The sequence below is a fragment of the Thauera sp. genome (genome assembly GCF_035444905.1).
Lineage (GTDB): Bacteria > Pseudomonadota > Gammaproteobacteria > Burkholderiales > Rhodocyclaceae > Thauera.
In genome coordinates this window covers 1-21,610 of sequence record NZ_DAOMPS010000028.1, presented here as the reverse complement: position 1 = coordinate 21,610, position 21,610 = coordinate 1, and the positions used below count along the sequence as shown (strand labels likewise).

The window sequence follows — 21,610 nt, the reverse complement described above, 5'->3', positions numbered from 1 at the left end:
CGCTGCGCGGCCGCTCACTTGCCGTGCAGCGGCTTCACCACGCGTCGCAAGGCGCTCTCTTCCGGGTGGGGCTGGACGAGGAAGCCGAGCCCGTGCATCAGGCGCAGCATCTTGGCGTTGTTGCCGAGGACGTCGCCGAAGATGCTGCGGTAGCCCTTGCTGCGCGCGACCTCGATGAGCGCGCCCATGAGCCGGCGACCGAGCCCGAAGCGTTGCCAGCCGTCGGCGACGACGAGGGCGAACTCGACCGACTCGCCGTCGGCGGCGAGCGCGTAGCGGGCGCTGCCGACCATTTGCTCGGCGCCCTTGTCGTCGGGGGTGGTGGCGATCAGCGCCATCTCGCGGTCGTAGTCGATCTGGGTGAAGCGCGCCACCATCGCCGGGCTGAGTTCCTGCAAGTCCTCCATGAAGCGCAGGTAGCGGCTCTCCTTGCTCAGGCCGTCGAAGAAGGCGAGCAGCAGCTCGGCGTCCTCGGGGCGGACCGGGCGGGTGCGCACGGCGCGACCGTCGCCGACCTTCCAGTCCTGGATCAGGTGCAGCGGATAGGGGTGGATCGCCATGTGGGCGTAGCGGTCGCTGCCGGCGGGCAGGCCGTGGTCGATGGCGACGCGGGCATCCGCGGCGACCGCGCCATCGGCATCGACGATCAGCGGGCCGATCTCCAGCTCGCGCACCCAGGGCAGCTCGCACACCAGGTCGGATACCGACACCAGCACCTGCTCGACGGCGCCGCGGTTGAGCAGCCCGGCCTGGCTGCGCGGGCCTTGCGCCGCGGCGGGCATGGCCGAGTCGATGAGGTCGCGCGCCAGCACCGGGTTGAGCGGCGGCAGGGCGAAAGTGCGCGGCGCAGAGGCGTCCTGCGCGCCGAGGCTGATCACCGGACCGAAGGTGGGGTCGCGGTGCACCTGGACGCTGAACTCGCGCGCCCGCGGGCGGTACAGATAGGGCTCGATCGCCACGCCGTTCACCTGTGCCTGCGGATGGCGCAGGCGCACCGCGTCGACGATGTCCTGGTAGGCGGTCCACACCGACTCGGCGGTGTTGAGGTTGAGGCGCACGCCGCCCGCTTCGGACTTGCTGTCGAGCTCGGGCGCGTCGACCTTCATCGCCACCGGAAAGCCCACCTGCTCGGCGATGAACAGCGCCTCGGTGGCGTCGCGGGCGACGGTGGTGTGCGTGACCGGGATGCCGAAGCTGCGCAGCAGGGCCTTGGACTCCATCGCCGACAAGGTGTGGCGGCGCTGGTTGAGCAGGGTCTCGACCAGCACGCGGGCGCCGCCGGTGCGGCGATAGGTGCCGGCGCCACCGCCACCGGCGGTCTGCAGCAACAGGTTCTGGCTGTGGTGGAAGCGCGAGATGTTGTGGAACAGCTCGATCGCCGCCTCGGGTGAGCTGAACACCGGCAGGCCGGCCTGCTCGAGCAGTGCGCGCGCCTCGGCGACCTGGCCGCCGCCCATCCAGCAGCAGCACAGCTTGAGCCGCACCTGGGCAGCGAGGTCGATGATCTCCTGCGCCACCTCGACCGGTTCGACCAGGGCATGCGGCGACAGGATGACCAGCACGTTCGACACGGCGGCGTCCTCGGCCAGCGCGAGGATGGCATCGCGGAACAGCTGCGGGCTGGCGTCGCCGCCGAGGTCGAGCGGGTTGTGGCAGCCGCGCTCGCGCCCGCCGAGGCGCTCGAGCGTGGCGACGGTGGGTGAGCCGAGGCTGACCAGCGCGGTGCCGAGGTCCTTGGCGCGGTCGGCGGCTAGGTCGGCCGGGCCGCTGCCGTTGGAGACGATGGCGAGGCTGTCCTGGCGCGGGCGGAAGCCGCAGGACAAGGCCTTGGTGGCGAAGAACAGCTGGTCGATGTTCTGCACGCGGACGACGCCGGCGCGGCGCATGGCGGCGTCGAAGACCCGGTCGGCGAGGCCGGCGCTGTCCGCCGCCGGGGCATTGTTGTCGCTGCGACCGTGGCGGCCGGCCTTGAGCAGGATGATCGGCTTGACGCGCGCCGCCGAGCGCAGCGCGCTCATGAAGTGGCGTGCGTCGCGGATGTGGTCCACGTAGAGCAGGATGTAGCGCGTCTGCGGGTCGTGGATCAGGTACTCCAGGGTTTCGCCGAAGTCGATGTCCACCGTGCCGCCGAGCGAGATCACCGACGAGAAGCCGACGTTGTTCGTTTGCGCCCAGTCGAGCACGACCGAGCACATCGCGCCCGATTGCGAGACGAGGGCGATCTCGCCGGGCTTGACCGCGATGCGGGTGAGGGCGGCGATCAGGCCGCTGCCGGGGCGGGCGATGCCGAGGCTGCCCGGCCCGAGCAGGCGCAGCCGGGTCTCGCGCGCGGTCTCGATGATGCGCCGCTCCAGGGTGCGCCCGGTGGCGCTGACGATGACCGCATTGCGCACGCCGCTGCGGCCGCACTGGGCGGTCACGTTGTGCAGCACGCGCGCCGGGGTGGCGATGATGGCCAGGTCGACCGGCCGGCCGATGTCCTCGATCGAGCGGTGGCAGGGCTGATCCTGAATGCTGTCGTACTTCGGATTGACCGCGTACAGGGTGCCGCGATAGCCGCCTTCGATCAGGTTGCGGTAGATCAGGCGGCCCACCGAACCCGGTGTGTCGGAGGCGCCGATGACGGCGATCGAGGACGGTTCGAAGGCAGAGCTGAGTGCGTGGGGGCCGGCCATGGCGTTCGCAGTCCAAGGTGGGTCGAGATTGAAGTGATACCAGCGTAGCTGTGCTGCTTCGTTGATCTGTATCAGCTGTCGCCGACGACAGTCGCTGCCCGCAAGTCCCGCCGTAATGGAAAACGGCCGTCGAGACGGCCGTTGGCTGCTGCACGCGACGGGCGGGCCCCGTCGGCCCGCCATGCCGTGTCAGCGATCGTCGAAGCTGAGCCTGAGGCGCTTGGTGGTGGCGCGCGCCTGGCAGCTCAGCACGTAGCCCTGCGCCATCTCGTCGGCCTCGAGGGTGAAGTTCTTGTCCATCACGACTTCGCCCTCCGTGACCTTGGCGCGGCAGGTGCAGCACACGCCGGCCTTGCACGAGAACGGCAGGTCGAGACCGGCGTTCAGCCCGGCGTCGAGCAGGTGCTCGTCCGGACCGATCGCGATCTCGTGCTCCTTGCCGTCGAGCACCAGGACCATGGTGATGTCCTTGGTCGCGGCGGCGACCGCTTCGGCGGTGCTCGAGGCACCGACCGGGTGGGCGCCGGGGGGCAGGTTGACGGTGAAGCGCTCGGTGCGGATGCGGTCGGCGGGCACCCCGGCCTCGACCAGCGCGGTCTCGGTCGCGGTGATCATCTCGTCCGGGCCGCAGATGAAAACCTCGTCCATGCTGCCCACCGGCAGCAGGGCGTCGATGATCGCGCGCACCTTGGGGCCGTCGATGCGGCCCTGCAGCAGGTCGACCTCCTGCGCCTGGCGCGACAGCACGTGGATCATCGTCAGGCGGTCGCGGTAGCGATCCTTGAGGTCCTGCAGTTCCTCGTTGAACATCACCGTCGACATGCGGCGGTTGCCGTAGATCAGCGTGAACTTGGCGTCCGGCTGCTCTTCGAGCGTGCTTGCCGCGATCGACAGGATGGGCGTGATACCCGAGCCGGCGGCGAAGCCGACGCGGTGGATGGCGCGCTTCTTCTTGACCACGAAGCGGCCGTCGGGCGGCATCACCTGTAGGGTGTCGCCGGCCTTGATGGCGCGTGCGGCCCAGTTCGAGAACAGGCCGCCTTCCACCGGGCGGATGCCGATCTCGAGCTCGCCATTGCGCGCCAGGCGGCTGCGCGGGCTGCTGATCGAGTAGTTGCGGCGCACGTCCTGGCCGTCGATGGTGGCGCGAACGGTGAGGAACTGGCCCGGCTCGAAGGCGAAGCGTTCGCGCTCGGTCTCGGGGATGGCGAAGGTGATCGCCACCGCGCCGGCGGCCTCGGGGCTCACGCGCTTGACGGCGAGTTCTTGGAAACGGGGGGCTGACATGGCGTCTGGGCTCCGGCTCTTAATAGGGTTTGAAATAGTCGAAGGGCTCCTGGCAGTCGAGGCACTTGTACAGCGCCTTGCAGGCCGTGGAACCGAACTCGGAGGTGACGACGGTGTGGGTGGAGCCGCACTGCGGACAGGCGACCGGCTCGGTCGGCTGCCGGCGCACGAACTTCATCACGCTGACCTCGCCGGCGCCGCTGCCGCAGGTGCGGTGCGGCGGGGCGATGCCGTAGGCGCGCAGCTTTTCCTTGGCCTCGTCGCTCATCCAGTCGGTGGTCCAGGCCGGCGCGAGATGGGTGATCACCCGCGCCGCGATGCCGGCCTGTTCCAGGCTCGCCCGCACGTCGTCCTCGATCTGACCCATGGCGGGGCAACCGCTGTAGGTCGGGGTGATGACGACCTCGAGGCCCGTCGGCGTCTCCCGCACGTCGCGCAGGATGCCCAGCTCGCGCAGGGTCACGACCGGGATCTCGGGGTCCGTCAGGGGCTCGAGGGTGGCCCAGACCTTGTCCACGACGCTGCTCATGGCCTTCGTCCTTACCAGGTGGCGCCCGGGTGGGCGCGGGCCAGTCCCTGCATCTCGCCGAGCAGATAGCTCAGATGCTCGGAATGCAGGCCGATCTTGCCCTCGGTGATGTAGCCGTGGAAGTTCGGGCGGGTCAGCGTGGCTTCGGCCAGGGCGTCGTTCACCAGCGCATCCCAGGCCGGGCGCAGCGCCCACACGTCGATCGCGACCTTGGCCGCCACCGCGGCGCCTTCGGCCGGGCTGGTGGTCCAGAACTCTTCGGTGTAGGGCATCAGGTGGTTCACCGCCGCCTGTGCGCGGGCATGCGATTCCTCGGTGCCGTCGCCCATGCGCACCAGCCAGTCACGCGCGTGGTGGAGGTGGTAGCTGGTTTCCTTGAGCGACTTGGCGGCGATCGCGGCGAGGCTGGGGTCGGCCGACTGCTGCAGGCCGTCCCACACATGCACCATCAGTGCCGAGTACAGGAAATTGCGCACGATGGTGGTGGCGTAGTCGCGGTCGGCCGCGGCGTAGCCCACCAGCGGGCCGTGGTGCGGGAGCTCGAGCAGCGTGTAGTTGCGGAACTCGTGCGGGCCGCGGAAATAGGCCAGCTTGTCTTCGGTGGCGTCGCCGCCCATCAGCTCGGCGGCGCGCTGGTACAGCAGGCGGGCCTGGCCGATGAGGTCGAGGCTGACGTTGGCCAGCGCCATGTCTTCTTCCAGGATGGGGCCGTGCCCACACCATTCGGCGTTGCGCTGGCCGAGCACGACGGCATTGTCGGCCAGGTGCAGCAGGTAGTCGATCGGCGTGCTCATTACATGTGCCCCACTTCTTCAGGGATTTCGTAGAAGGTCGGATGGCGGTAGATCTTGTCGGCGGCGGGGTCGAACAGCTCGCCCTTGTCGTCCGGGTTGCTCGCGGTGATCGCCACCGAAGGCACCACCCAGATGCTCACGCCTTCCTGGCGACGGGTGTAGACGTCGCGCGCCATGTGCAGGGCCTGGGCGGCATCGGCCGCGTGCAGGCTGCCGCAGTGCTTGTGCTCGAGGCCTTGCTTGCTGCGGACGAAGACTTCCCAGAGCGGCCAATCCTTGAGTGCGGGGGTGTTCATGCTGCCTCCTTCAGTGCGCGTTCTTTTTGCTTGCGGGCGTAGGCCTGGGCCGCGTCGCGGACCCATTGGCCATCGTTGTGAGCCTTGACCCGGGTGGCCAGGCGTTCCTTGTTGCACGGTCCGTTGCCTTCGACGGTGTTCCAGAACTCGGCCCAGTCGATCTGGCCGTAGTCGTAGTGGCCGCGCGCCTCGTTCCACTTGAGGGCGGGGTCGGGCAGGGTCACGCCCAGCACCTTGGCCTGCGGCACGGTGGCGTCGATGAACTTCTGGCGCAGGTCGTCGTTGCTGATGCGCTTGATGCCCCAGCGCATGCCCTGCGCGCTGTGAGGGCTGTCGGCGTCCGGCGGCCCGAACATGGCCAGGCACTTCCACCAGTAGCGGTTTACCGCGTCCTGCACCATCGCGCGCTGCTCGTCGGTGCCCTTCATCATCACCAGCAGGGCCTCATAGCCCTGGCGCTGGTGGAAGGATTCTTCCTTGCACACGCGGACCATGGCGCGCGCGTAGGGGCCGTAGGAACAGCGGCACAGCGGCACCTGGTTCATGATCGCCGCGCCATCGACCAGCCAGCCGATCACGCCGACGTCGGCCCAGTTCAGGGTCGGGTAGTTGAAGATCGAGCTGTACTTGGCCTTGCCCGAGTGTAGGCCCTCGAGCATCTGGTCGCGGCTGGTGCCGAGCGTCTCGGCCGCCGAGTACAGGTACAGGCCATGGCCGCCTTCGTCCTGGACTTTGGCGATCAGGATCGCCTTGCGCTTCAGGCTCGGGGCGCGGGAAATCCAGTTGCCCTCGGGCAGCATGCCGACGATCTCGCTGTGGGCATGCTGGCTGATCTGGCGCACCAGCGTCTTGCGGTAGGCCTCGGGCATCCAGTCCTGCGGCTCGATGCGGCCGTCGGCGTCGATGCGGGCCTCGAACGCGGCTTCCAGCTCGCTCTGCGCGCTGGATACCGCGGCCAGTTTCTTCCCGGACTCGTCCGGAATGTCCATTGCCTGGGTGTACATGTGTTTCCTCCTAGCAAACACCGCACCGGGAAATACCGGCGCGGAACGCGGGACGTGGAAGCGGCCCGCCCTCTCCTCAATCGGCCGCCGCGCGTCGTGCGCGGCGGGTATTCATGCCATCCATGCCGGCGGGCGCTTGTCGAAGAAGGCCGCGAAACCTTCGCGGGCCTCGGCGGTGGCGCGCTGACGGGCGATGCGGGTGGCGGTTTCTTCGCTGACGGCGTCGTCGATCGGTCGCCCGGTCAGAGCGGCGATCAGCTGCTTGGCGGCGAGCTGGGCTTGCGGACCGCAGGCAAGCAGGGCCTGGACCAGGCGCTCGACCGCGGCGTCGAGCTCGTCTACGGCGACGACCTCATTGACCAGTCCCATGGCTTTGGCTTCCAGAGCGCCGAAGCGTTCGGCGCTCTGGAAGTAGCGCAGCGCGTGGCGCGGGCCGATGGCACGCAGCACGTAGGGGCTGATCACCGCGGGGATGATGCCGAACTTGACCTCGGAGGTCGCGAAGCTGGCGTCATCGGCGGCGATCGCCATGTCGCAGGCGGCCGTGAGGCCGGTGCCGCCGCCCAGCGCCGCGCCCTGGACGCGGGCGATGGTCGGCTTCGACATCCCCGACAGGGTGCGCAGCATGGCGGCGAACTTGCGCGAATCGGCGAGGTTGTCGGCCTCGCTGCCGTCGGCGGCGCGGCGCATCCAGTTGAGGTCGGCGCCCGCCGAGAAGTGCTTGCCGCGACCGGCGAGCACTACCACGCGCACGCCGGCGTCGGCGTCGAGCGCGGCGCAGGCGGCGGCGAGCTCGGCGATGAGCTGCTCGTTGAAGGCGTTGAACACCGCCGGCCGATCCATCCAGATCGTGGCGACGGCGCCGCGGCGCTCGATGGCGAGGGTTTCGTAGTTCATGGCCCTGTCCCGTGCCTCAGACGCGCTCGATGATCATCGCGATGCCCTGGCCGACGCCGATGCACATCGTGCACAAGGCGTAGCGGCCATTGCGGCGCTGCAGCTCGTAGGCCGCGGTGGTGACCAGGCGCGCGCCGCTCATGCCGAGCGGGTGGCCCATGGCGATCGCACCGCCGTTGGGGTTCACGCGCGCCTCGTCGTCGGCCAGGCCGAGGTCGCGGACCACGGCGAGCGCCTGCGCGGCGAAGGCTTCGTTGAGCTCGATGACGTCCATCTGCGCGAGGCTGAGGCCGGCCTTGGCCAGCACCTTGCGCACCGCGGGCGCCGGGCCGAAGCCCATGATGCGCGGCGGCACGCCGGCGCTGGCCATGGCGACGACGCGGGCGCGCGGGGTCAGGCCATGCTTTGCCGCGGCGGCCTCGGAGGCGAGCAGCAGCGCGCAGGCGCCGTCATTGACGCCCGAGGCGTTGCCGGCGGTGACGCTGAGCTCCGGGCCATTGACGCCCTTGAGCTTGGCCAGCATCTCGAGCGTGGTCTCCGGGCGCGGATGCTCGTCGGTGTCGAACACGATCGGCTCGCCCTTCTTGCGCGGGATCTCCACCGGCACCAACTCGTCCTTGAAGCGGCCGGCGGCGTGCGCGGCCGCCCAGCGCTGCTGCGAGCGCAGCGCGAAGGCGTCCTGGTCGGCGCGTGCGATGTTGAACTCGGCGGCGACGTTGTCCGCGGTCTGCGGCATCGAGTGCGTCTCGTAGAGCTTCTTCATCAGCGGGTTGACGAAGCGCCAGCCGATGGTGGTGTCGTAGATCGCGGCCTGGCGGGAGAAGGCGGACTCGGCCTTGCCCATCACGAAGGGCGCGCGCGACATGCTCTCGACGCCGCCGGCGATCATCAGCTCGGTGTCGCCCGACTTGATCGAGCGCGCGGCCAGGCCGATGGCGTCCATGCCGGAGCCGCACAGGCGGTTGACCGTGGTGCCGGGCACCTCGATCGGCAGGCCGGCGAGCAGGCCGGACATGCGCGCGACGTTGCGGTTGTCCTCGCCGGCCTGGTTGGCGCAGCCGTAGATGATGTCTTCCACCGCGGCCCAGTCGACCTGGGGATTGCGCGCCATCAGGGCCTTGAGGGGCACGGCGCCGAGGTCGTCGGCGCGCACGGCGGCCAGGGTGCCGCCGTAGCGGCCGATCGGGGTGCGGATGGCGTCGCAGATGAAGGCTTGGGTCATCGCCGGCTCCTCAGAGTTGCTTCGGGCGCTGGTCGATGACGCGGCGAGCCTTGCCGGTCAGCGTGCGCGGAATGGTGTCGAACTCCATCACGTTCACCTTGGTGGAGATGCCGATGATGGTCTTGATGTGGTGCTGCAGCTCGCGCGCGATGGTCTCGGTCTCGGTGCGGCTGAGCGTGCCCGACAGCTCACGCTGGACCTCGACGCGGATCTCGACGTTGTCGAGGTGGCCGTCGCGGGTGAGCACGATCTGGTAGTTGCCCGACAGGCGGCGGTCGCGCAGGATCTGCTCCTCGATCTGGGTCGGGAACACGTTCACGCCACGCACGATCAGCATGTCGTCCGAGCGCCCGGTGATCTTGCCGATGCGGCGGAAGGACCGTGCGGTCGGCGGCAGCAGGCGGGTGAGGTCGCGGGTGCGGTAGCGGATGACCGGGAAGGCCTCCTTGGTCAGCGAGGTGAACACCAGCTCGCCTTCCTCGCCGTCGGGCAGCACCTCGCCAGTGTCGGGGTCGATGATCTCCGGGTAGAAGTGGTCTTCCCAGATCACCGGGCCGTCCTTGGTCTCGATGCACTCGCTGGCCACGCCCGGGCCCATGACTTCGGTGAGGCCGTAGATGTCGATGGCGTCGATGCCGAGCTTGCGCTCGATCTCGGCGCGCATGCCTTCGCCCCAGGGTTCGGCGCCGAAGATGCCGACTTTGAGCGAGATTTCCTCAGGCTTGATGTTGAGGCGCTCGAACTCCTCGGCGATCACCAGCGAGTAGGACGGCGTGACCATGATCGCGTCGGGGCGGAAATCCATGATCTGCTGGACCTGCTTCTCGGTCTGGCCGCCGGACATCGGCACCGCGGTGCAGCCGGCGCGCTCGATGCCGTAGTGCGCGCCTAGACCGCCGGTGAACATGCCGTAGCCGTAGGCGTTGTGCACCATGTCGCCGGCGCGCACGCCGGCGGCACGCAGCGAACGGGCGACGACGTCGGCCCAGTTGTCGAGGTCGTTGCGGGTGTAGCCCACGACCACCGACTTGCCGGTGGTGCCGCTCGAAGCGTGCAGGCGCAGCACCTTGTTGCGCGGCACCGCGAACAGGCCGAAGGGGTAGTTGTCGCGCAGGTCCGTCTTCGTCATGAAGGGGAACTTGGCGAGGTCGGCCAGCGACTTCAGGTCGTCGGGGTGCACGCCGGCTTCCTCGCAGCGCTTGCGGTAGGGCGCGACGTTGTCGTAGGTGTGGCGCACCGACCACTGCAGGCGCTGCAGTTGCAGGGCGGAAATCTCGTCGCGGCTGGCGGTTTCGATCGGATCGAGGTCGCCGGGGCGGGGGCTCTTCACGGTCATGGTTTCGTGTTCTCCTCTCTGTTCTGGGGTGGCCGCTCAGGCCTGTTCTGCGTCGAGGCCGGCGATGACCTCGCCGGCGATGCGGTAGCTCTTGCCGCGGAAGAGCGCGACGGTCCTGCCGGCGCTGTCGCGCACGGTGATGTCATAGACACCGGTGCGGCCCGACGCCGAGCGCTCGACCGCCTCGGCCGTCAGGGTGTCGCCTTCCTTGCCCGGGGCGACGAAGTCGATGTTGCAGCCCGAGGCCACGGTGTTGCGGTTGTAGGCGTTGCAGGCGTAGGCGAAGGCGGTGTCGGCGAGCGAGAAGATCAGGCCGCCGTGGCAGATGTGGTGGCCATTCACCATGTCGCCGCGCACCCGCATGCTGAGCGTGGCGGTGCCGGGGCCGACGGCCTCGATGCGCATGCCCAGCGCCTGGGCGGCGCGGTCGCGCGACCACATCGCCGCGGCGACGGCCTCGGCCAGCGCCTGCGGGTCGGTAGGGATGTCGTGTCTTTCAGTCATGGATCTTCTTTCCGGCAAGGACGCGCTGCTGGATCAGCGGCGACACGCGATAGCGGTCTTCGCCGTAGAAGCGGGCGAGGTTGGCGAGCACCGTGCAGATCGTCGGCAGGCCGACGCGGTCGGCCCATTCCAGCGGACCGCGCGGGTAGTTCACGCCCAGTTTCATCGCCGCATCGGCGCCGGCGGCGTCGCACACGCCCTGGTTCACCGCGTCGGCGGCCTCGTTGGCGAGCATCGCCACGGTGCGCATCACCGCCAGGCCCGGCGTGTCGCCGAGGCGGCAGACCTCGAAGCCGGCGGCCTGCAGCAGGCTGACGGCGGCGCCCACCGCGGGGGCGAAGCAGTTGATCGCAGCGCCGAGGGCGATGCGAGGGGCGCTGGCGTAATCCAGCGCGAGGTCGATCAGCACCACGTTGGCGATGCCCATCTCTGCGGCGCGCTGCGTGGCGGTGCGGCCGTCGGTGACGAAGATCACCGCACCGCCGACTTCGGCGATGCGGCCGTCGTTGCCCTCGCCCCAGGAGTGGGGGATGTTGCGTTCGAACAGGCGATCGGCGAGCGCATGGACCGCGGCCGAGTGGCCGTGCAGCACGACCTCGTCCGGCGCCTGCTGGGCCACCGCGACCTGCGGCGCAGGGCGTTCGGCACCCTCGCGGTAATCGTAGAAGCCGCGCCCGTTCTTGCGCCCGAGGAAGCCGGCGTCGACCAGTTCCTGCTGGATCAGCGAGGGGGTGAAGCGCGGATCGTTGTAGAAGGCGTTCCACACCGAGCGGGTCACGGCGAAGTTAACGTCGTGGCCGATCATGTCCATCAGCTCGAACGGCCCCATGCGAAAGCCACCGGCGTCGCGCATGATGGCATCCAGCGTGGCGCAGTCGCCGCCGCCCTCGTTGAGGATGCGCAGCGCCTCGGCGTAGTAGGGGCGGGCGACGCGGTTGACGATGAAGCCCGGCGTCGAGCGCGCATGGACCGGCGTCTTGCCCCACGCGGCGGCAGTGGCGAACAGGGTGTCGGCGACCGCCTTGTCGGTGGCAAGGCCGGACACGATCTCGACCAGCTTCATCAGCGGCGCCGGGTTGAAGAAGTGCAGGCCGGCGAGGCGCTCGGGACGCTTGAGTGCAGCACCGATCGAGGTCACCGAGATCGACGAGGTGTTGGTGCCGAAGAGGCAGTCGGCGCCGACGATGTCTTCGAGGTCGCGATACAGCTTCTGCTTGGCCTCGAGGTTCTCGACGATGGCTTCGACCACCAGCGCGGCATCCGCGAGGTCGGCGAGCTGCTCGACTGCGACCAGGCGTTGGCCGGCCGCTTGCGCGGCCTCGGCGCTCAGCTTGCCCTTGTCGGCGAGCTTGCCGAACTGGGCGCGGATGCCTTCGATCGCCTTGGCGGCGGCGCCGGGGCGGTTGTCGAGCAGCTTGACCACATGACCGGCGGTGGCCGCCACCTGGGCGATACCAGCGCCCATGGCACCGGTGCCGACGACGGCGATGACGGTCGAGGTGGGGAGGGCGGAGGTGTGGGGCGACGTCACGCTCATTCCCCGGTGAACTTCGGTGCGCGTTTTTCCATGAAGGCGGCGACGCCTTCGGCGTAGTCCGGGCTCCAGCCCAGCTCGCGCATGAAGCCGCCTTCGAAGGAGAGCTGCTGCTCGAGCGTGTGGCCGGGCGCGGCGTGCATGGCCTGGCGGGTGCGCACCAGCGCCTTGGTCGGCATGCTGGCGAGCTGTGCCGCCATCGCATCCACCTTGGCGCCGAACTCGGCGTCGTCGTAGGCGGCCCAGATCAGGCCCCAGTCGGCGGCCTTCTCGGCGGGCAGCTTGTCGGCCAGCAGCGCCAGGCCCATCGCGCGCGCCATGCCGACGCGCTGGGGCAGGAACCAGGTGCCGCCAGTGTCGGGCACCAGGCCGATTTTGCTGAAGGCCTGCAGGAAGGAGGCGGATTTCGCCGCAACCACCAGGTCGCAGGCCAGCGCCACGCTGGCGCCGGCGCCGGCGGCAATGCCATTGACCGCAGCGATGGTGGGCACGCGCAGGTTCTGCAGGCGCAGCACCAGCGGCTTGTAGTTCTTTTCGACGACGTTGCCGATGTCGGGCATCTTGCCGCCCACCGCAGCCATGTCGGGATCGGCGAGGTCCTGGCCGGCGCAGAAGGCGCGCCCGGCGCCGCTCAGCACCAGCACGCGCACGGCCTTGTCGGCCTGGACGCGGTCGAGCGCGTCACGCAGCTCGGCGTGCATCTCGCCGGTGAAGCTGTTGAGCTTGTCGGGGCGGTTCAGCGTCAGGCGGGCGATGCCTGCCTCCACTGCGAACTGGATGTTCTTGTAGTCCATGAGCGGCTCCTTAGGCGTGATAGCGACGCTGGACAACGCGGAAGCGGTTGGCGACGAAGGCCGAATCCGAGTACGAGGCGTTGGCCGAAGGGTTGCCGCCGGTGCCGTGGTAGTCGGAGAAGGCCGCCGACTGGTTCACGAAGATGCCACCCGTGAGATTGATCGACAGCGCGACCTTGCCGCGCCAGGTGGCCTCGGTCATGGCGTCGATGACGTCCTGCCTGGTGGAGTAGAGGCCGACCGTCAGCGCGCCATGAGTGCTGACCACGCGCTCGGACAGCGCGATGCCGGCGGCGGTGTCGGCGACCTTGACGATGAAGCTGATCGGGCCGAAGCGCTCTTCCATGTAGGCCTTCTCGTCGGCCGCATCGCAGGCGAGCAGAGCCGGGGTGCGCACCTTGGCGCCGGGGAACTCGGGGTTGTCGAGCTTCTGCGAGGCGAGCACGACCTTGCCCAGCGCGCCGCTGTTGGCGATGTCGATGCGCTCGGCAGTGTCGGCCGACTGGATCGCGCCGAGCACAGCAAAGGCGACTTCGGGCTTGGACAGGAAGCGCTCGACCGACCTGGCGAGGTCGGCGCAGAACTCGTCATAGCTCTTGTGGCCGTCCTCGGTGTCGATGCCGCCGGCGGGCACGAAGATCGCCTGCGAGGTGGTGCACATCTGGCCGGAGTAGAGCGACAGCGTGAAGGCGAGGTTGTTGAGCATCGCCTTGTAGGCGTCGGTGGAGTCGATGACGATGTTGTTCACACCGGCGAGCTCGGCATAGACCTGGGCCTGGCGGCAGTTGTCGATCAGCCACTGGCCGAACACGTTGCTGCCGGTGAAATCGACCGACTTGACCGCCGGATGGGTGGCGAGCGCCTGGGTCACGGTGCGCTTGGTGGCCACGCACAGCGAGACCAGGTTGGGATCGATGCCGTTCTCGGCGAGCACGGCGCGGATCGTGCGCACGGTGATCGCGGCGGGCAGGATGGCGTTGCTGTGCGGCTTGACGATCACTGCATTGCCGGTGGCGAGCGCGGCGAACAGGCCCGGATAGGTGTTCCAGGTCGGGAAGGTGCCGCAGCCGATCACCAGGCCGACGCCGCGGCCGACGATCTGGAAGTGCTTCTTCATCACCAGCGGCGGATTCTTGCCCTGCGGCTTCTCCCAGGTGGTCTCGGCCGGCACGAAGCTCTGCTCGCGCCAGGCGTAGGTCACGGCCTCGAGGCCGCGGTCCTGGGCGTGCGGGCCACCGGCCTGGAAGGCCATCATCCAGCCCTGGCCGGAGGTCATCATCACCGCATGGGCGATCTCGAAGCTCTGCTTGTTGAGGCGGTCGAGGATCTCCAGGCAGACGCCGGTGCGGCCGTCCGCGCCCACTGCCTGCCAGCCCTGCATCGCCTCGAGACCGGCGGCGATCAGCGCATCGGGCTCGCACACCGGATAGCTGACGTCGAGCGTGATGCCATAGGGCGAGGACTCACCCCCGTGCCAGCCGGTCTGGCCCGGCTGATCCAGCTCGAAGCGCTTGCCCAGGTGGGCCTCGAACGCACGCTTGCCCTCGTCCGGCGCCGTCTCGCCATACAGCTTGGGGCTCGGCATCTCGGGGAACGGGGACCAGTAGCCGCGGGTGGCGATGGCGTTGAGCGCGCCTTCCAGGGTGGCGCGATGCTTCTCGAGCAGGGGGTGGGTCATTGGTCTCTCCGGGTGGGTGGTCTTGTGCTTCAAACGATACAAATTGATTCTGTCTATGTCAATCATCTGTATCTCGTTTATGGTATCGGATCGTTCTGTGTTCTGTTATACATAACTTGTTTCCGAGATCGTAACTATAGACAAATCATATATTTAATGTTTTCATGAGAATCATTCATCATTTTTGTGGAAGTTAATGAATGATAATGCCGCTCTTGATGGTATTTATTAGATACCTTTGTGATACTTATCATCGTATCGTATGTATCATTTAAAAGGCTCGCGATGATGCTCGCCGAAACGCTGTGCCGCAGCATCGTGAGCGTTCGCCCTGAGCGCCTGCCCGGACACCCAGACCATGCCCACGACCACACCGCTTCACGCTGCCCGCAGGGGTGCTATGCGCAATCCGCTGGAGCCGATAGACTTCGCGCCCGCAAGTGCCCAAACCCGTCAATCCGTGACCACTTCCATTCAGGACCGCCTCGAAGCATTTCGCAAGCAGGATCGCGTGCAGGCGGGGTCGCTGATCATCTCGGCCTTTGGCGACGCGGTGGTGCCGCGCGGGGGGCGCATCTGGCTGGGCAGCCTCATCCGCCTGCTCGAGCCGCTGGGATTGAACGAGCGACTGGTGCGGACCTCGGTGTTCCGGCTGGTGCGCGACGAGTGGCTGCGCAGCGAACCCTGCGGTCGGCGCACGGACTACCTGCTCACCGCTTCCGGACTGCAACGCATCGAGGACGCCTCGCGCCGCATCTACGCATCGACCGCCCAGGGCTGGGATCGGCGCTGGCGCCTGGTGGTGACGGTGGGCGAACTCGCTGCGAAGGATCGCGAGCGCTTGCGCCGGGCCTTGTTCTGGCAGGGTTTCGGCACATTGAACGGCGACTGCTTCATTCATCCGAGCGCCGACCTGATTGCGGCCTTCGACGCCCTCGTCGGCGAGGGCCTGGGCGGGCTCGTGCCCAAGCTCAAGCCGCTGTTGGCGGCCGATGCCGCGCTTGGCACGGCGGCAAGCGACGCCGAGCTGGTGCACGCGGCGTGGAACCTCGAGGGCTTGGCCGCGACCTATCGAGACTTCGTCGAGCGCTACCAGCCGGTCCTGACGCAACTGCGCGAGGGCGCCTGCGACGACGAGAGCGCCTTCCTCGGCCGGATGCTGCTGATTCACGACTATCGCCGCCTGCTGCTGCGCGATCCCGGTCTGCCGGACGTGTTGCTCGCCGCCGACTGGCCCGGGCAGCGCGCGCGCCTGCTCTGCCGTGAGCTTTACCGTCGCCTGCTGGCGCCGTCCGAGCGCCATCTGGAGATGCACTTTCAGCTGGCCGACGGGCGCACGCCCGAGGCTTCGCCGCGCCTGTTCGAACGCTTCCAGGACGCCGATCCGCTGAGCGACGCAGGTTGATCGCCCGCTTTGTGGCGCGGCGCACCGACGCGCGGTGCGCCTGCGCCGGATCCAGCAAAGCGTCCGCACGGCGGCGACCTGCTGGATCCCGCCCTCAATCTTCCTTGCGCCGCAGTTCCACCAGCGGCACGACATCGGGCATGTGGATGCGCTTGCGTCCAGGCTCGACCGCCGTCAGCGCCGTGGTCTCCTGCATCGTCGCCAGGCTGCGGCGAGTGAGGTCCTGGTAGGTCGCAGTGCCCTCGCTCTTCCAGCGGATCTCGTCGTCCGACAGCGGACGGATCACCTTCGCCGGCATGCCCGCGGCCAGCACCCGTGGCGGGATCTCGGCGCCGGCCTTGACGAAAGCCGACGCGGCAACGATGGACGCCTCGCCGATCACCGCGTTGTCCATGATCACCGCGTTCATCCCGACCAGCGCATTGCGCCCCACCCGGCAGCCATGCAGCACCGCGCCATGGCCGATGTGGCCATCTTCCTCCACGACCGTGTCGGTACCGGGGAAGCCATGCATCACGCACGTATCCTGGATGTTGGAGCCGCGCTCGAGGATGAGCCGCCCGAAGTCGCCGCGCAGGCTGGCGCAGGGGCCGACGTAGCAGCCCGGACCGACGATCACGTCGCCGATCAGCACCGCCGAGGGATGTACATACGCGGTCGGATCCACCACCGGCACGATGCCGTCGATTGCGTAGACTTTCAGTTGGGTCATTGCCGTTCTCCGCTGTTTGGGCTTATGTTACATATAAAGAAAATAATTCTTCAATAAGTAATTTTATGAACAGTGCCCTCATGAACGACGAACTCGACGGCAAGCATGGCGTGCAGTCCCTCGAAGTGGGCATGAGCATCCTGCGCGCGATGGTCAGCGGTAAGCGATCCATGATGCTCAAGGACATCGCGCAGGCTGCGGACATGCCGCCTTCCAAGGCCCATCGCTACCTGGTCAGCCTGATACGCTCGGGGCTGGTCGAGCAGGACCGGCTCACCTCGCGCTACGACCTCGGGCCCTTCGCCCTCAACCTCGGCCTCGTCGCCCTCGACCGGGTGGACCGCATCCGCCTCGGCCTCGCCGCGATCAGCGAGCTGCGCGACCTCACCAACGAGACCGTCGCCCTCGCGGTGTGGAGCGAGCGCGGCCCGGTCGTCGTGCGCTGGGAACGGCCGCGGCGCCCGATCACGGTCAACGTGCTCACCGGCACCCACCTTAGCCTGCTCGGCTCGGCCGCCGGCCGCGTGTTCGCCGCCTGGTTGCCCGAGCAGCAGACCGATGCGCTGCTGCGCCAGGAGATCAAGTCGGGCAAGCTGGCTACCCCGGTCGCCAGCCTCGAGGAGGCGCGTCGGCTGCTCGCCGACGTGCGCGCACAGGGCCTGGCCGTCATCTCGAGCGGCTATTTCGCCCGCGGCGTCGAGGCTGCAGCCGGTCCGGTGTTCAACTTCAAGAACGAGATCAGCATGAGCATCGCCGTTGTCGGTGTCGAGGGCACGCTCGATCTTGATCCTGAGGGCCCGACGCTGAGCACACTGAAGCGCGCCTGCGTCCAGTTGTCGATCCGTCTCGGCTCGACCACCGCAGCTGCCAGCCTCCTCGACGAGCGTGCCGAGCCCTGAAGTCTAATCGATACATTTTTTTTTCTTGACTGGTTCTTTTGTATCACTTCTAATTCACAGAATCAGTTCTGCATTTCAGAATTACCGCCACCCGAGCGGGCGCCAACGACACGCCGGAACAGGCGCACCGGCATACGGCACCACCACTGGAGGAGACATCATGAAACTGCGTAATACCCTGCTGGCCGCCCTCGGCCTCGCCTTCGCCGCGACCGCCGCGCAGGCGGAAATCAAGGTCGGCGTCGTCGTGTCCGCGACCGGCCCTGCCGCCTCGCTGGGCATCCCGGAGCGCAACACGGTGTCGCTGCTGCCGACCACCATCGGTGGCGAGTCGGTGCGCTACATCGTTCTCGATGACGCCTCCGACACCACGACCGCGGTCAAGAACGCACGCAAGCTGGTTGCCGAGGACAAGGTGGACGTCATCATCGGTTCCACCACCAGCCCGGCCTCGCTCGCCATGGTGGACGTCGCTGCCGAGACCCAGACGCCGATGATCTCGATGGCCGCATCGGCCCGCATCGTGGCGCCGATGGACGACAAGAAGCGCTGGATCTTCAAGACCCCGCAGAACGACCAGCAGATGGCCTCGGCGATCATCGAGCACATGGGCGCCAACAACGTCAAGAAGGTGTCCTTCATCGGCTTCGCCAACGCCTACGGCGAGGGCTGGTACGAGCAGTTCAAGAAGCTCGCCGATGAGAAGGGCATCGAGATCGTCGCCAATGAGCGCTTCAACCCCGCCGACACCTCGGTCACCGGCCAGGCGCTCAAGCTGATGTCGGCCAAGCCCGACGCGGTGTTCATCGTCGGCTCCGGCACGCCGGCGGCGCTGCCGCAGAAGACGTTGCGCGAGCGCGGCTACAAGGGGCCGATCTACCAGACCCACGGCGTCGCCAACAACGACTTCCTGCGCATCTGCGGCAAGGACTGCGAAGGCACGCTGTTGCCGGTCGGTCCGGTGCAGATGGCGCGCAGCCTGCCCGACAGCCACCCTGTGAAGGCGACCGCGCTGGCCTATGTCGAGAAGTACGAGGCGGTCCATGGTCCGGGCTCGGTGTCGAGCTTCGGTGCCTACGCCTGGGACGCCGGCGTGCTGCTCGAGGCCGCCGTTCCGGCCGCGCTGCAGTCGGCCAAGCCCGGCACGAGCGAGTTCCGCGCCGCGCTGCGCGATGCGCTCGAGGGGATCAAGGAAGTCGCCGGCGCCACCGGCATCTACACCATGAGCGCCGAGGATCACCTCGGCCTGGACGAGCGCTCGCGCGTGATGATCGAGATTCGCGATGGCCAATGGTCGCTGCTGAAGTAAGCGCCTGAGCGGGAGCGGGGCGTGCGAGCGCCTCGCTCCCGCTTTGTTTTGCCGGCATCGCCGGCGCGAGTGAGGAAGAGCAGCCGGCTCTCGATGACGGCCGGCTCGGATGGGGCATATCCATGGATGCAACAATTGCACTGATCCTGGGCCAGGACGGCATCACCAACGGCGCGATCTACGCGCTGTTGGCGCTGGCCCTGGTGCTGGTGTTCGCGGTCACGCGGGTGATCTTCATCCAGCAGGGCGAGTTCGTCGCCTACGGGGCACTGACGCTGGCGATGATGCAGTCGGGCACGCTGCCGGCGACCGTGTGGCTGCTGCTGGCGATGGGGGTGCTGGTGACCGTGCTCGATGGCGCCAAGGCCTTGAAGGCCGGCCAGATGCGCCGCGCCGCGGGCGTGGCGGGCTGGAACCTGGCCTATCCGCTGGCGCTCGCCGGGCTGCTCTCCGCGCTGCCCGCCAATGAACTGCCGCTGGCGCTGCAGGTGATCCTGACCCTGGCGATCGTGGTGCCGATGGGCCCGATGATGTACCGCCTGATGTACCAGCCGATCGCCTCCGCCCCGGTGCTGATCCTCTTGATCGTGTCGGTGGCGCTGCACATCGCGATGGTCGGCCTCGGTCTGCTCTTCTTCGGCGCCGAAGGCCAACGCACGCCCGCCTTCAGCGACGCCAGCTTCGAGCTCGGCCCGCTGATGGTGTCCGGGCAGACGATCTGGGTGCTGGTGGTGTCGGTGCTGCTGATCGTGGCGCTGTACCAGTTCTTCGAGCGCACGCTGTACGGCAAGGCGCTGCGCGCGACCGCGATCAACCGCGTCGGCGCCCAGCTGATGGGGATCTCGCCCACGCTCGCGGGCAAGCTCACGTTTTTGCTGGCCGCCTTCATCGGCGCGCTGTCCGGGGTGCTGATCGCCCCGATCACCACCATCTACTACGACACCGGCTTCCTCATCGGCCTGAAGGGCTTCGTTGCCGCCATCATCGGCGGCCTGGCGAGCTACCCGCTGGCCGCGGCCGGCGCGCTGGTGGTGGGCCTGCTCGAAGCCTTCGCCTCGTTCTGGGCCAGCGCCTACAAGGAAGTCATCGTCTTCACCCTGATCATTCCCGTGCTGCTGTGGCGCTCGCTCACCAGCCGTCACGTGGAGGAAGAAGAATGAGAACCGACCGTCTGGTGCTCGGGGCCTTCCTCGCCCTGCTGCTCGCGGTGCCGGCGCTGCTGTCGCCGTACTACGTCACCTTGTTGAACTACATCGGCCTGTACGCGATGGTGGCGCTGGGCCTGGTGCTCCTGACCGGGGTGGGGGGCCTGACCAGCTTCGGCCAGGCCGCCTTCGTCGGGCTGGGGGCCTACACCACCGCCGCGCTCAGCACCGCTTCTGATCTGCCCGCCTGGATCGCCTGGGTGGGCGCCTCGCCCTGGCTCACGCTGATCGCAGGTCTCATCCTCACCGCGGGGGTCGCGGTGCTGATCGGCTCGCTCACCCTGAAACTCTCGGGCCACTTCCTGCCGCTGGGCACCATCGCCTGGGGCATCAGCCTGTACTTCCTGTTCGGCACCATGGCGAGCCTGGGCGGGCACACCGGCATCACCGGCATCCCGCCGATCAGCCTCTTTGGCTGGACGCTGGACGAGGGCGGCGAGATCTTCTACCTGATCTGGGCCTTCCTGCTGCTGGGCATGCTCACCACCCACAACCTGCTCGACTCGCGCGAAGGCCGCGCCATCCGCGCCTTGAAGGGCGGGCGGGTGATGGCCGAGGCGATGGGGGTCGATACCGCACGGGCGCGCATGGTGATCTTCGTCATCGCCGCACTCTTGGCCTGTGCCTCGGGCTGGCTCTACGCCCACATGCAGCGCTTCGTCAATCCGACCCCGTTCGGCGTGCACATCGGCATCGAGTACCTGTTCATGGCGGTGGTGGGCGGCGCGGGCTACGTGTGGGGCGCGATCGTCGGCGCCGGCGTCATCACCGTGCTCAAGCAGTGGTTGCAGGACTGGCTGCCCAACCTGCTGGGGGCGAGCGGCAACTTCGAGATGATCGTGTTCGGCATCCTGATGGTGCTCGTGCTGCACCGCGCCCGCGAAGGCGTGTGGCCGATCCTGAAGAAACTGGTGCCGATGCGCGCCATCCACAAGACCATCGACCCGAATGCCGAACCGCTGCCGCGGCGCACGCTGCCCGCTGCCGGCACGCTGATCCTCGAAGCCAAGGACGTCACGCGCAAGTTCGGCGGCCTGGTGGCCAACAACGCCATGAGCCTGGAGGTGCGCGCGGGCGAGATCCTTGCGCTGATCGGCCCCAACGGCGCGGGCAAGAGCACCATGTTCAACCAGATCTCGGGCGTCGACACCCCGACCTCGGGCGAGGTGCGCTTCCTCGGCAAGCCGATCGCCGGCCACGACTCGCGCGAGATCGCCCGCATGGGCATGAGCCGCAGCTTCCAGCACGTCAAACTCTTGCCGACCATGAGCGTGCTCGAGAACGTCGCCATCGGCGCCCACCTCAGAAGCAACAAGGGCGTGCTGAGCGCGGCCTGGCGCCTGGACCGCGCCGAAGAAGCGCGCATCCTGAAGGAGGCCGCGTATCAGATCGAGCGCGTGGGCCTCAAGGACCACATGTATGAGGAGGCGGGCAGCCTGGCCCTGGGCCAGCAGCGCATCCTCGAGATTGCGCGCGCGCTGTGCGCCGACCCCTGCCTGTTGCTGCTCGATGAGCCCGCGGCCGGCCTGC

General features: G+C 68.1%; 19 protein-coding genes. 5 read left to right on the top strand and 14 right to left on the bottom strand.

What is annotated here, in order from left to right:
* Positions 1-14: 14 nt before the first annotated feature.
* The 13 genes from PLC66_RS13185 to paaN all read right to left on the bottom strand — a co-directional run bounded on the left by PLC66_RS13185 (position 15) and on the right by paaN (position 14,550).
* Complete coding sequence (locus PLC66_RS13185) at positions 15-2,675, bottom strand: bifunctional acetate--CoA ligase family protein/GNAT family N-acetyltransferase (RefSeq protein ID WP_324541133.1); 2,661 nt, start codon at positions 2,673-2,675, stop codon at positions 15-17.
* A gap of 189 nt (positions 2,676-2,864) precedes the next feature.
* Entirely contained in the window at positions 2,865-3,962 is a 1,098-nt protein-coding gene (locus tag PLC66_RS13180; RefSeq protein WP_324541131.1) for a 2Fe-2S iron-sulfur cluster-binding protein, read from the bottom strand.
* Positions 3,963-3,981: 19 nt separating this feature from the next.
* Positions 3,982-4,491, bottom strand: a complete 510-nt coding sequence (gene paaD / locus PLC66_RS13175; RefSeq protein ID WP_324541129.1) for a 1,2-phenylacetyl-CoA epoxidase subunit PaaD — start codon at positions 4,489-4,491, stop codon at positions 3,982-3,984.
* Positions 4,492-4,502: 11 nt separating this feature from the next.
* Complete coding sequence (paaC, locus tag PLC66_RS13170; protein ID WP_324541127.1) at positions 4,503-5,285, bottom strand: 1,2-phenylacetyl-CoA epoxidase subunit PaaC; 783 nt, start codon at positions 5,283-5,285, stop codon at positions 4,503-4,505.
* Positions 5,285-5,581, bottom strand: a complete 297-nt coding sequence (gene paaB, locus PLC66_RS13165; RefSeq protein ID WP_004299876.1) for a 1,2-phenylacetyl-CoA epoxidase subunit PaaB — start codon at positions 5,579-5,581, stop codon at positions 5,285-5,287. Before paaB ends, paaC begins: the two co-directional genes overlap by 1 nt.
* The gene (gene paaA, locus PLC66_RS13160) at positions 5,578-6,585 is read right to left on the bottom strand and encodes a 1,2-phenylacetyl-CoA epoxidase subunit PaaA (protein WP_324541123.1); all 1,008 of its coding nucleotides are present in this window, start codon (positions 6,583-6,585) and stop codon (positions 5,578-5,580) included. Before paaA ends, paaB begins: the two co-directional genes overlap by 4 nt.
* A 111-nt stretch (positions 6,586-6,696) precedes the next feature.
* A complete protein-coding gene (locus PLC66_RS13155; RefSeq protein ID WP_324541121.1) occupies positions 6,697-7,482 on the bottom strand; it encodes an enoyl-CoA hydratase/isomerase family protein in 786 nt (261 codons plus the stop codon).
* Positions 7,483-7,498: 16 nt separating this feature from the next.
* Positions 7,499-8,704 (bottom strand): 3-oxoadipyl-CoA thiolase, encoded by a 1,206-nt coding sequence (gene pcaF, locus PLC66_RS13150; RefSeq protein WP_324541119.1) that lies wholly within the window; start codon positions 8,702-8,704, stop codon positions 7,499-7,501.
* Positions 8,705-8,714: 10 nt separating this feature from the next.
* A complete protein-coding gene (gene paaK / locus PLC66_RS13145) occupies positions 8,715-10,040 on the bottom strand; it encodes a phenylacetate--CoA ligase PaaK (protein ID WP_324541117.1) in 1,326 nt (441 codons plus the stop codon).
* A gap of 36 nt (positions 10,041-10,076) precedes the next feature.
* Positions 10,077-10,544, bottom strand: a complete 468-nt coding sequence (gene paaI / locus PLC66_RS13140) for a hydroxyphenylacetyl-CoA thioesterase PaaI (RefSeq protein ID WP_324541115.1) — start codon at positions 10,542-10,544, stop codon at positions 10,077-10,079.
* Positions 10,537-12,009, bottom strand: a complete 1,473-nt coding sequence (gene paaH / locus PLC66_RS13135; RefSeq protein ID WP_503012206.1) for a 3-hydroxyacyl-CoA dehydrogenase PaaH — start codon at positions 12,007-12,009, stop codon at positions 10,537-10,539. The genes paaI and paaH overlap by 8 nt, the downstream gene beginning before the upstream one ends.
* A gap of 68 nt (positions 12,010-12,077) precedes the next feature.
* On the bottom strand, positions 12,078-12,872 hold the full coding sequence (gene paaG, locus PLC66_RS13130; protein ID WP_324541111.1) for a 2-(1,2-epoxy-1,2-dihydrophenyl)acetyl-CoA isomerase PaaG: 795 nt from the start codon (positions 12,870-12,872) through the stop codon (positions 12,078-12,080).
* A gap of 10 nt (positions 12,873-12,882) precedes the next feature.
* Positions 12,883-14,550, bottom strand: coding sequence for a phenylacetic acid degradation protein PaaN (gene paaN / locus PLC66_RS13125; RefSeq protein WP_324541109.1), 1,668 nt, complete (start codon positions 14,548-14,550; stop codon positions 12,883-12,885).
* Between the two features lie 460 nt (positions 14,551-15,010).
* Here paaN and paaX point away from each other — a divergent pair, with 460 nt between their 5' ends.
* Positions 15,011-15,955: a phenylacetic acid degradation operon negative regulatory protein PaaX gene (paaX, locus tag PLC66_RS13120; RefSeq protein ID WP_324541107.1), complete on the top strand. Its 945-nt coding sequence runs from the start codon at positions 15,011-15,013 to the stop codon at positions 15,953-15,955.
* A gap of 94 nt (positions 15,956-16,049) precedes the next feature.
* Here paaX and paaY read toward each other — a convergent pair whose 3' ends face one another.
* The gene (gene paaY / locus PLC66_RS13115; protein ID WP_324541105.1) at positions 16,050-16,667 is read right to left on the bottom strand and encodes a phenylacetic acid degradation protein PaaY; all 618 of its coding nucleotides are present in this window, start codon (positions 16,665-16,667) and stop codon (positions 16,050-16,052) included.
* An 80-nt stretch (positions 16,668-16,747) separates the two neighbouring features.
* Between paaY and PLC66_RS13110 the strand changes: the two genes are divergently transcribed.
* From PLC66_RS13110 to PLC66_RS13095, 4 genes are all read left to right on the top strand, one after another.
* Positions 16,748-17,566, top strand: coding sequence for an IclR family transcriptional regulator (locus tag PLC66_RS13110; protein WP_503012205.1), 819 nt, complete (start codon positions 16,748-16,750; stop codon positions 17,564-17,566).
* 160 nt (positions 17,567-17,726) lie between these two features.
* Positions 17,727-18,875, top strand: coding sequence for an ABC transporter substrate-binding protein (locus PLC66_RS13105; RefSeq protein ID WP_324541101.1), 1,149 nt, complete (start codon positions 17,727-17,729; stop codon positions 18,873-18,875).
* A gap of 122 nt (positions 18,876-18,997) precedes the next feature.
* Entirely contained in the window at positions 18,998-20,035 is a 1,038-nt protein-coding gene (locus tag PLC66_RS13100; protein ID WP_324541099.1) for a branched-chain amino acid ABC transporter permease, read from the top strand.
* Positions 20,032-21,610 (top strand): branched-chain amino acid ABC transporter ATP-binding protein/permease (locus tag PLC66_RS13095; RefSeq protein ID WP_324541097.1); only part of this gene is annotated, 1,579 nt, incomplete at its 3' end. The genes PLC66_RS13100 and PLC66_RS13095, both read left to right, overlap by 4 nt.

Excerpts from the sequence above, each read along its gene's own strand:
- PLC66_RS13185 (WP_324541133.1), bottom strand. The coding sequence starts at position 2,675 with ATGGCCGGCCCCCACGCACTCAGCTCTGCCTTCGAACCGTCCTCGATC.
- PLC66_RS13180 (WP_324541131.1), bottom strand. The coding sequence starts at position 3,962 with ATGTCAGCCCCCCGTTTCCAAGAACTCGCCGTCAAGCGCGTGAGCCCC.
- paaD (WP_324541129.1), bottom strand. The coding sequence starts at position 4,491 with ATGAGCAGCGTCGTGGACAAGGTCTGGGCCACCCTCGAGCCCCTGACG.
- paaC (WP_324541127.1), bottom strand. The coding sequence starts at position 5,285 with ATGAGCACGCCGATCGACTACCTGCTGCACCTGGCCGACAATGCCGTC.
- paaB (WP_004299876.1), bottom strand. The coding sequence starts at position 5,581 with ATGAACACCCCCGCACTCAAGGATTGGCCGCTCTGGGAAGTCTTCGTC.
- paaA (WP_324541123.1), bottom strand. The coding sequence starts at position 6,585 with ATGTACACCCAGGCAATGGACATTCCGGACGAGTCCGGGAAGAAACTG.
- PLC66_RS13155 (WP_324541121.1), bottom strand. The coding sequence starts at position 7,482 with ATGAACTACGAAACCCTCGCCATCGAGCGCCGCGGCGCCGTCGCCACG.
- pcaF (WP_324541119.1), bottom strand. The coding sequence starts at position 8,704 with ATGACCCAAGCCTTCATCTGCGACGCCATCCGCACCCCGATCGGCCGC.
- paaK (WP_324541117.1), bottom strand. The coding sequence starts at position 10,040 with ATGACCGTGAAGAGCCCCCGCCCCGGCGACCTCGATCCGATCGAAACC.
- paaI (WP_324541115.1), bottom strand. The coding sequence starts at position 10,544 with ATGACTGAAAGACACGACATCCCTACCGACCCGCAGGCGCTGGCCGAG.
- paaH (WP_503012206.1), bottom strand. The coding sequence starts at position 12,009 with ATGGGCGCTGGTATCGCCCAGGTGGCGGCCACCGCCGGTCATGTGGTC.
- paaG (WP_324541111.1), bottom strand. The coding sequence starts at position 12,872 with ATGGACTACAAGAACATCCAGTTCGCAGTGGAGGCAGGCATCGCCCGC.
- paaN (WP_324541109.1), bottom strand. The coding sequence starts at position 14,550 with ATGACCCACCCCCTGCTCGAGAAGCATCGCGCCACCCTGGAAGGCGCG.
- paaY (WP_324541105.1), bottom strand. The coding sequence starts at position 16,667 with ATGACCCAACTGAAAGTCTACGCAATCGACGGCATCGTGCCGGTGGTG.
- PLC66_RS13110 (WP_503012205.1), top strand. The coding sequence starts at position 16,748 with ATGAACGACGAACTCGACGGCAAGCATGGCGTGCAGTCCCTCGAAGTG.
- PLC66_RS13105 (WP_324541101.1), top strand. The coding sequence starts at position 17,727 with ATGAAACTGCGTAATACCCTGCTGGCCGCCCTCGGCCTCGCCTTCGCC.
- PLC66_RS13100 (WP_324541099.1), top strand. The coding sequence starts at position 18,998 with ATGGATGCAACAATTGCACTGATCCTGGGCCAGGACGGCATCACCAAC.